Genomic DNA, 9,640 nt, shown 5'->3' with positions numbered 1-9,640 from the left:
CTGTGGAAGAGTAGGTCGCCGCCTTTTTTGAATCCCGATTCTTATTGTTAGAATCGGGATTTTTTTCGTTTATAGAGAAAATTACTTCAATTTAAAAGCTTCAGATTTGTTATCTTCAAGTTTTATCCGAAAACTAATATGAAAGTAAACAATGAACTTAATCTTGCCTGGGATTTCATTAATAATACAAATAGAAATATATTCTTAACTGGTAAAGCGGGTACAGGCAAAACAACATTTTTACATAAATTAAAAATGCAATCACAAAAACGAATGGTGGTGGTTGCACCAACTGGAGTAGCTGCTATAAATGCTAAAGGGGTAACTATTCATTCTTTTTTTCAAATGCCTTTTGGTCCAATTTTACCTCATACAGATTTAAATTCTACAACTAGTTTCAATAGAAAATTCAGTAAAACAAAAATTAATATTATCAAGTCTTTAGACCTATTGGTTATTGATGAAATCAGTATGGTGAGAGCTGACTTACTTGATGGAATAGATAGAACCTTAAAACGCTTTAAAAATAGGAACTTGCCTTTTGGCGGAACTCAATTATTAATGATAGGCGACCTTCAACAATTATCGCCAGTAATTAAAGAGCAAGAATGGCAGTTATTAAAGCCATTTTATAAGAATATATTCTTCTTTAGTAGTGGAGCTTATAAAAATTCAAATCCGATTACTATTGAATTAAAGCATATTTATAGGCAAGAAAACCCAGTGTTTATTAATATACTGAATGAAATTAGAAATAATGAACTAAGTCAATCATCTGCTGATGAATTGAATAAACGTTATCAACCTAACTTTATTCCAAATGAAAATGAAGGTTATATTTCATTGACGACCCATAATCATAAAGCCGGCCAGATCAATAAACAAGAGCTTGAAAAGCTTGAAGGAAAATCAAGAACTTATAATGCAGTTGTTGAAGGAAAATTCCCTGAACATTCTTATCCTAACAAAGAAGAGTTAAAACTAAAAGTTGGTGCGCAAGTTATGTTTATTAAAAATGATAGCTCGCCAGAAAAGCGTTACTTCAACGGTAAAATTGGTAAGGTAATTTTATTAGATGATGATGAAGTTGTTGTGAATTGCCCAGATGACGATTTTAATATAATCACAAAACCAGAGGTTTGGGAAAATATTAAATACACTGTCGATAAGGAGACAAAAGCAATTTCCGAAGACAAAATTGGTAGTTATACACAAATGCCACTTCGCTTGGCCTGGTCAATCACAATTCATAAAAGTCAGGGTTTAACTTTTGATAAAGCAATAATTGATGCTGAAGCTGCCTTTGCGCACGGGCAAACCTATGTAGCACTTAGTCGCTGTAAATCGCTAGAAGGATTAGTTCTTAATAGTAAAATTACTCCGAGTCAAATTATTAGTGATAGTAATGTTATTTCTTTTAACGAAAGTGCAGAAGCTAACCAACCAAATGATGATATGCTCCAGCAATCTAAACGTACATTTCAGTTAGGCTTAATTTCCGAGATTTTTGATTTTTATAAATTTTTATATCCTTCAAATCGAATATTAGATACTTACTATAAAAACAGAGGGAGCATTGAAGGAAATATTGAAACACCTTTGGTAACAATAAAAGATTCAGTTATCAACCTACTTAAAATAAGCAACTCCTTTAATAGCCAACTAAAATCGATTGGTGACTCGGTAGATATTCCCGAATCTAATAAAACACTTCAGGATAGATTTATTAAAGCTATTAGTTACTTTGAGGAGCAAACAAAAGAAACAATAGGAGGTTCTCTTCAGGCTTTAAGTTTTACTACTGACAATAAAGCAATTCAAAAAGATATTGATAAACAACTAGATACATTAGAAGAGTTATTGGAGACAAAACTACCCTATTTTTTAGGCTTAAAGGAGGGCTTTAATGTGCAACAATTTTTATCTCTAAGAGCCAAATCTGTTTTCTTAGGTAAAGAAAAACCAAAAAAACAGCGAAAAGCTATTATTGATGGTACAACCAATGTTGAACTCTTTGAATTACTTAGAGAACTTAGAAACCAAATCGCAAAACGTGAAGATTTAGTTCACTTTCAGATTTTTACACAAAAATCATTATATGCCATGTGTGAGTTGTTACCAACAACTGAAGTTGAATTAAAACAAATTCACGGCATGGGCAAAACAAGAATTAAAAAATATGGTTCTGAAATTTTAAAAGTGATTATTGATTACTGCGAAGAAAATGATATTGAAACTAATAATAAGCTTCCAGTTTTTGAAGAATTAAAACCAAAAAAGAAAAAAGGGGATACAAAGAAAACCTCCTTAGAGCTTTTTAAATCTGGTAAATCTATAGATCAAATTGCTCTAGAACGAGAATTAAACACTAATACTATATTTGGCCATTTGGCTAGTTTCATTTCATCAGGAGAAGTGAAGATTACAGACCTAATGACAAAGGCTCACTATTCAGAGTTAAAAGAAATTATTCCGACGAAAACTTTTGATAACCTTTCAGACTTAAAGCACCAACTCGACGACAAATATTCTTATGGTGAGTTACAGTTGGTAGTTAATGAACTTTCAAAATATTTTAAATAAGACTACCCTTTTATAACACCTCTAGAAATCACAATTTTCTGTATTTCAGAAGTACCTTCATATATTTGGGTGATTTTTGCATCTCGCATTAAACGCTCTACATGGTATTCTTTTACAAAACCATTACCACCATGAATTTGCACTGCTTCAACAGTTTGTTCCATAGCTACTTTACTTGCGTAAAGTTTTGCCATAGCACTTGCCATATCATAATTATTGCCCTGGTCTTTTTCCCAAGCAGCTTTCATTACCAAATGGCGAGCAGCTTCAATCTCAGTGTACATATCAGCTAACTTAAAAGCAATAGCTTGATGATTACAAATTTCCGTTCCAAAAGCCTTACGTTCCTTAGAATATTTTAAGGCTAACTCGTAAGCTCCTGAGGCAATCCCAAGGGCTTGTGCAGCAATACCAATTCGTCCACCAGATAAGGTTTTCATTGCAAACTTAAATCCAAAACCATCTTCACCGATTCTATTTTCTTTAGGTACTTTTACATCATTAAATTGCAATGTATGTGTATCACTACCACGTATACCAAGCTTATCTTCTTTTGGGCCAATATCAAAACCAGGCATTCCTTTTTCAAGAATAAAAGCGTTGATGCCTCTATGTCCTTTATCTCTATCGGTCTGTGCTATTACTAAATAAGTGTCTGCACGGCCACCATTTGTAATCCAGTTTTTCGTACCATTGATAATATAATGATCTCCTTTATCAATAGCAGTAGTTTTTTGAGAGGTTGCATCACTACCTGCTTCTGGTTCACTTAAACAAAATGCACCTAGTTGCTCTCCTGTTGCTAATTTTGTTAAGTATTTTTGTTTTTGTTCTTCTGTTCCAAATGCTTCAAGACCATAGCAGACCAATGAATTATTTACAGAAACCATAACAGAAGCAGAGGCATCAATTTTAGACAACTCTTCCATAATTAAAACATAAGAGATTGCATCCATACCGCTTCCCCCATACTTTGGGTCTACCATGATACCCATAAAACCCAACTCGCCCATTTTTCTAACCAATTCATCGGGAAAGGTTTGTGCATTATCACGTTCAATAACACCAGGGAGTAATTCAGTTTGTGCAAAATCTCTTGCAGCATCACGAATCATTATATGTTCTTCTGTTAAGCTAAAATCCATAAAGCAAACTAATTATTGATTTGTTAAAAATTTCATGCAAAGATAACTGTTTCTTGCGGTATTTTCAATAAGTAATATTATTTTTACTAATATGGCAAAGTCTTATTATAATGTAGTGGGTGTGATGTCTGGCACCTCTTTGGATGGTATAGATATCATATACGCAACATATGTATATGATAATAATTGGACATTTAAGATTCACAAGTCAGAAACCCTAAAATATTCTGAGATTTGGAAATCATCTCTAAGTCAATTGGTAACAAAGACTTTGGATGAATTATCAGAAATAGATAAAGCTTATTCCAAATATTTGGGAACGGTTATTTCGGAATTTATCAAAAAGCATAATATAACTGATATTGATTTTATTGCTTCACATGGTCATACAGCTTTGCATCAACCTGAAGAAGGTTTGACACTACAAATTGGTAATCAACAGATTCTATCAGATACATTAAATGAAAAGGTCATTTGCGATTTTAGGGTTCAAGATGTTGAATATGGCGGACAAGGTGCGCCTTTGGTACCTATTGGTGATCGATTATTGTTTGAGAAATATGGTTTCTGTTTGAATTTAGGTGGCTTCGCCAATATTTCATTTGAAGAGAATAACGAAAGAATCGCTTTTGACATTTGTCCTGTTAATATTGTTTTAAACCATTATGTATTAAAATTAAACCTGGATTTTGATGACAAAGGAAAATTAGCCTCGACAGGTAATATTGATTCCGAATTGCTAACAAAATTGAATCAAATTGAGTTCTATCAACAGAAACCGCCTAAATCATTGGGTTTAGAATGGGTTAAAGAAAAGGTTATTCCATTAATTGACTCCTGGAATCTCAGAATTGAAGATGTATTGAGAACGTTCGTAGAGCATGTTGCAATTCAAATTTCTAAAATCTTGAATCAAGAGAAGCCTAAAGTATTGGTAACGGGTGGAGGAGCGTACAATGATTTTTTAATCCATAGAATAAAATTCCTTTCAAAATCACAAATAATCATACCTAGTAAGGAAATCATTGAATTTAAAGAAGCTCTCGTTTTTGGATTATTGGGAGTCTTACGGGAGCGAAATGAGGTTAATTGCCTTAAAAGTGTTACTGGAGCGAGCAAGAATCATTCCTCTGGAAAAATTTTAATTTCTAACACTTAAAATTAATGTTTTAATCTCTTTTAGGAAATAGAGTTTTTTATATTTGTTATAACTAACTAATTGATGCAAATTGATAAAGAAATTACTTCACAAGTACGAAAATAAATCTCCCGAAATAGTTTTTCATTGGAACGACCCAGAAACAGACGCTGAAGGATGGACGGTCATAAACTCTCTAAGAGGTGGAGCAGCTGGAGGCGGTACTAGAATGAGAAAAGGTCTAGATCAAAATGAAGTTTTGTCACTGGCAAAAACCATGGAGGTAAAGTTTACAGTTTCGGGACCAGCAATAGGAGGAGCCAAATCAGGTATCAATTTCGATCCGAATGACCCAAGAAAAAAAGGAGTATTAGAACGCTGGTATGCAGCCGTTTCTCCATTATTGAAAAGTTATTACGGTACAGGTGGAGACCTAAATGTTGATGAAATTCACGAAGTGATTCCCATAACAGAAGAAAGTGGTGTTTGGCATCCGCAAGAAGGTGTTTTTGAAGGACATTTTAAACCCACACAAGCTGATAAAATAAACCGAATTGGTCAGTTAAGGCATGGTGTTATTAAGGTTATTGAAAACCCAAAATATTCACCAGATGTCTCAAAAAAGTATACGGTTGCAGATATGATTACGGGCTATGGTGTTGCTGTAGCAGCGAAGCATTTTTATGCAATTAACGACAGTAATATTAAAGGAAAGCGTGTTGTAGTTCAAGGTTTTGGTAATGTTGGAGCTGCTGCTGCTTTTTACTTTTCCCAAATGGGAGCAAAAGTAGTTGGTATAATTGATAGGGTTGGTGGCTTAATTAATCCTGATGGGTTTTCTTTTAAGGAAATCACAGAGTTGTACCTTAATAAAAGTGGAAACACTCTTGTTGCAGATGACTTAATCCCTTTTGAAGCTATAAATGAACAGATTTGGTCTTTAGAAACCGAAGTGTTTGCGCCATGTGCAGCATCTAGATTAATTACTCAAGATCAAATAGATCAAATGATTAGTACTGGCTTAGAAGTTATTACATGTGGGGCAAATGTGCCTTTTGCAGATAAAGAAATTTTCTTTGGACCTATCATGGAGCATACCGACCAAAAAGTGAGCTTAATACCAGATTTTATTTCAAATTGTGGTATGGCTAGAGTTTTTGCCTACTTTATGGAACGAAAAGTAATAATGACAGATGAAGCTATTTTCAATGATACTTCTAAAGTTATTAAGAAGGCATTAAAAGAAGTTAAAAAGAATAATCCAACAAAAACCGGTATTAGTGAAACCGCTTTTGAGATTGCACTAAGACAATTAATATAAAATATCCCTTATTATGGAAACTGTTATAATTCTCGTATTTGTTTTTGGCTATTTAGCGATAACATTAGAACACAATATAAAAATTGATAAGTTGATACCAGCTTTGGTTATGATGGCCATAAGTTGGGCTTTGATCTCTTTGGGAATTGACGATTTTACACAGTGGTTTGATTCTTCAATTCATGGTCTTGTAGATGGTTTTTCAGACCAAGGTCATGAAGAAAAAATGCATTTAATGGAGGAAACGCTTTTGCACCATTTAGGGAAGACCGCAGAGATATTGGTGTTTTTATTGGGTGCCATGACCATTGTAGAAATCATAGATTATTTTGATGGCTTTTCTACCATTAAAAATGCGGTAAACTTTAACAGCAGAAGAAAATTGCTTTGGATGTTCTGCGGTTTGGCATTTATACTTTCTGCAATTATAGACAACCTTACAGCAACAATTGTTTTAATATCTATTCTTCAAAAAATAGTTAAGGATAGAAGTGTAAGGATTTGGTATGCAGGTTTAATTATTATAGCTGCCAATGCAGGTGGAGCCTGGTCACCAATTGGAGATGTTACAACAACTATGCTATGGATTGGAGACAAAGTATCCACAGGTAATTTATTTATCTATTTATTTATTCCATCACTGTTATGTATGATAGTGCCTACTTTTATAGCATCATTGCTACAACCATTTAAAGGCACCTTAGAATTACAAGGTGCTGATGATAAGCCAAAAAACAAATTTAGTTCTACAATGTTATTTTTAGGATTGGGCGCTATTGTCTTTGTACCGATTTTTAAAGTTATCACCCATTTACCACCTTACGTAGGTATGATGCTGTCCCTTGGTGTCGTAGCGATTTTTGCTGAGATTTATAGTAATTCAAAATTTGCTATATCACAGATACAATCCGAAGAGCATAGTGAGAATGCAAGTCATAGTCCTGTGCATTATTCATTGTCAAAAATTGAATTACCTAGTATCTTGTTTTTCCTGGGTATTTTAATGGCAGTTGCCGCTTTAGAATCGCTTGGGATACTTTTCGGTTTTGCAGATAGTCTTAAAGAAAACATTGGGTTAATAGGAACTGAGCCAGCGGGAACCGTTGTTTCGGATTTGGTAGTCATTCTCCTTGGTGTTGGTTCGGCAGTTATTGATAATGTGCCACTGGTTGCAGCCAGTTTAGGGATGTTCTCTGAGCCGATGGATAATCAGTTGTGGCATTTTATAGCCTATTCTGCTGGTACTGGCGGGAGTATGTTAATTATTGGTTCTGCTGCTGGTGTAGTGGCCATGGGAATGGAAAAAATAGACTTTTTCTGGTACCTTAAAAAGATATCCTGGTTGGCTTTTGTAGGTTTTATAGCAGGTGCTATTGCCTTTATGGCAACAAGAGCTATTTTCTAACATACTTAAGTGAAAAACTTAGCGTTATAACTTACAGAAACTTTTAAACTTAAAACTTATAATATGATATTACTAAGTAATATTCAAGATGAAGCGGAGGTTCTAACAGATGGTGAATCCGTTGAAAAAACCTTATCTATTATTGAGTTGATTACAAGTGGTGGAACTTCAGGAATGGTCATCATTCTTATCTTGTTCTTGCTGCTCATAATGGCTACATATATATATTTTGAAAGGATTTTTGCTATAAAGGCAGCATCAAAAGTCGATTCAAATTTTATGAATCAAATAAAAGACCATGTTAGTAATGGCAAGGTGGACTCTGCACAAATGCTATGTGCTCAGCAAAATTCACCGGTTTCTCGATTAATTGCAAAGGGAATTACCAGAATTGGTAAACCTCTTGAAGATATTAATACAGCAATTGAAAACGCAGGTCGTTTAGAGATATATAGCTTAGAAAAAAATATAAGTGTGTTGGCGACAATATCTGGTGTTGCACCAATGATTGGGTTCTTAGGAACTGTAGTTGGGATGATACTTTCCATTTTTGAGTTGGCTAATGCTGGTGGAACCATTCAAATGGATGTTTTGGCGAGTGGATTATATACCGCAATGACAACCACAGTCGGTGGATTAATAGTAGGTATTATAGCTTATGTGGCTTACAATCACATTGTGGTAAGAACTAATAAAGTGGTTCACCAAATGGAAGCCACTTCTACTGAATTTTTAGATCACCTAAACGAACCTATCTAATATGAACATTAGAGGACGAAATAAAGTAACACCAGAATTCAATATGGCATCTATGACCGATATTGTTTTCCTGTTATTGATCTTTTTTATGATAGCATCGACGTTGGTGACCACAAATGCTATTGATATTATTTTACCAAAGGCAAGCGGAAAGACAGAGAACAAAAAGTCAACCGCAGTAAGTATTAAGGCAGATTTGACTTATTATATTGACCAGAAACGTGTTGGTGAAAGTGTATTAGAAAATCAATTGGTGTCAATTCTTTCAAAACAGGAATCTCCAACAATTGTATTAAGAGCTGAGAAATCAGTACCTGTAGAGAATGTTGTAAAGGTAATGGACATTGCTAATAGAAATAAGTTTAAAGTGATACTGGCAGTGAAGCCTAACTAAACGGCATCATTTTTGAAACTACACTCACTAAAGTATAACTGAGATGAAATATTTAGAGACCAAACATCAACGTAATTCGGCAAGAATAACAGGCTTAATAGCTTTGTTATTATTCTTGTTGTTGTTTTTTGTTGGGCCTCAATATTTAGATCCACCAGAGGAGTACGGTGTTGCGGTAAACTTTGGGAATACAGACTTTGGTAGCGGAAATAGACCATTGGCACAACCGAGAAAAGCTGTCGAAGAAAAAGTCGTAGAGGAATCACAACCAGAAACCTCAAAAGCAGAGCCTACTCAAACTCCAACAAAGACTGAAGAGGTAATGACAGCTGAAAATGCCGAAGATATTGCCATAAAAAAGCAAAAAGAGGCTGAAGCAAAAGCTAAAGCTGAAGCAGAGCGAATTGAGCGCCAAAAGCGTGAAGCTGAAGAACGTGAGAGACGTGAAAAGGCAGAAAAGCAAAAAAAATTAGATGACCTTATAGGTGGAGTAAAGAATTCTAGTGGTAATGATGACGGAGGTGAAGGACCAGACAATCAAGGGGGAAATAAAGGTCAATTAGATGGAGATCCTTATGCGCCAAGCTATTTTGGTGGCTCAGGACCTGGAAAAGGTGGAGTAGGTTACGGATTAGGCGGACGAGGAAGGCCATCAAGACAAATCTACAAGCAAGATTGCAATGAGTACGGTTTGGTCGTTGTTAAAATAGAAGTAAACAGAGCAGGAAGAGTTACTAAAGCTGAACCTGGTATAAGAGGTACTACGAATACGCATCCCTGTTTATTGGAGCCTGCAAAGAAAATTGCCTTATCGCATAAATGGCCAGCAGATTCAGATGCGCCTGCAAAGCAAATTGGCTTTGTAAGTATTAACTTTGATGTTGGTCAATAAATC

The 9,640-nt window shown here is 34.7% G+C and carries 8 protein-coding genes; 7 read left to right on the top strand and 1 reads right to left on the bottom strand.

The annotated features are described in order from the left end of the window. The first annotated feature begins 138 nt into the window (after window positions 1–138). Complete coding sequence (locus tag F1003_RS13920) at window positions 139–2,583, top strand: helix-turn-helix domain-containing protein (protein WP_155090042.1); 2,445 nt, start codon at window positions 139–141, stop codon at window positions 2,581–2,583. A 2-nt stretch (window positions 2,584–2,585) separates the two neighbouring features. On the opposite strand, the gene F1003_RS13915 is transcribed toward F1003_RS13920, so the two are convergent. Beyond that, a complete protein-coding gene (locus F1003_RS13915; RefSeq protein ID WP_155090041.1) occupies window positions 2,586–3,728 on the bottom strand; it encodes an acyl-CoA dehydrogenase in 1,143 nt (380 codons plus the stop codon). A 91-nt stretch (window positions 3,729–3,819) separates the two neighbouring features. Between F1003_RS13915 and F1003_RS13910 the strand changes: the two genes are divergently transcribed. The 6 genes from F1003_RS13910 to F1003_RS13885 all read left to right on the top strand — a co-directional run bounded on the left by F1003_RS13910 (window position 3,820) and on the right by F1003_RS13885 (window position 9,637). Beyond that, a complete protein-coding gene (locus F1003_RS13910) occupies window positions 3,820–4,887 on the top strand; it encodes an anhydro-N-acetylmuramic acid kinase (protein ID WP_155090040.1) in 1,068 nt (355 codons plus the stop codon). 73 nt (window positions 4,888–4,960) lie between these two features. Further along, on the top strand, window positions 4,961–6,187 hold the full coding sequence (locus tag F1003_RS13905) for a Glu/Leu/Phe/Val dehydrogenase dimerization domain-containing protein (RefSeq protein WP_162306988.1): 1,227 nt from the start codon (window positions 4,961–4,963) through the stop codon (window positions 6,185–6,187). Between the two features lie 13 nt (window positions 6,188–6,200). Next, window positions 6,201–7,592, top strand: coding sequence for a sodium:proton antiporter NhaD (nhaD, locus tag F1003_RS13900; RefSeq protein ID WP_155090038.1), 1,392 nt, complete (start codon window positions 6,201–6,203; stop codon window positions 7,590–7,592). Window positions 7,593–7,655: 63 nt separating this feature from the next. After that, window positions 7,656–8,351, top strand: coding sequence for a MotA/TolQ/ExbB proton channel family protein (locus F1003_RS13895; RefSeq protein ID WP_155090037.1), 696 nt, complete (start codon window positions 7,656–7,658; stop codon window positions 8,349–8,351). 1 nt (window position 8,352) lies between these two features. After that, on the top strand, window positions 8,353–8,745 hold the full coding sequence (locus F1003_RS13890) for an ExbD/TolR family protein (RefSeq protein WP_155090036.1): 393 nt from the start codon (window positions 8,353–8,355) through the stop codon (window positions 8,743–8,745). A 43-nt stretch (window positions 8,746–8,788) separates the two neighbouring features. After that, window positions 8,789–9,637 (top strand): energy transducer TonB, encoded by an 849-nt coding sequence (locus F1003_RS13885; RefSeq protein WP_155090035.1) that lies wholly within the window; start codon window positions 8,789–8,791, stop codon window positions 9,635–9,637. Window positions 9,638–9,640 lie beyond the last annotated feature (3 nt).

This window comes from Winogradskyella ouciana (assembly GCF_009709615.1).
Taxonomy (GTDB): domain Bacteria; phylum Bacteroidota; class Bacteroidia; order Flavobacteriales; family Flavobacteriaceae; genus Winogradskyella; species Winogradskyella ouciana.
The sequence above is the reverse complement of the archived record's forward strand: the minus strand, read 5'-3'. Positions and strand labels throughout refer to the sequence as shown.

Coding starts and splice junctions, on each gene's coding strand:
- F1003_RS13920 (WP_155090042.1), top strand. CDS start 139: ATGAAAGTAAACAATGAACTTAATCTTGCCTGGGATTTCATTAATAAT.
- F1003_RS13915 (WP_155090041.1), bottom strand. CDS start 3,728: ATGGATTTTAGCTTAACAGAAGAACATATAATGATTCGTGATGCTGCA.
- F1003_RS13910 (WP_155090040.1), top strand. CDS start 3,820: ATGGCAAAGTCTTATTATAATGTAGTGGGTGTGATGTCTGGCACCTCT.
- nhaD (WP_155090038.1), top strand. CDS start 6,201: ATGGAAACTGTTATAATTCTCGTATTTGTTTTTGGCTATTTAGCGATA.
- F1003_RS13895 (WP_155090037.1), top strand. CDS start 7,656: ATGATATTACTAAGTAATATTCAAGATGAAGCGGAGGTTCTAACAGAT.
- F1003_RS13890 (WP_155090036.1), top strand. CDS start 8,353: ATGAACATTAGAGGACGAAATAAAGTAACACCAGAATTCAATATGGCA.
- F1003_RS13885 (WP_155090035.1), top strand. CDS start 8,789: ATGAAATATTTAGAGACCAAACATCAACGTAATTCGGCAAGAATAACA.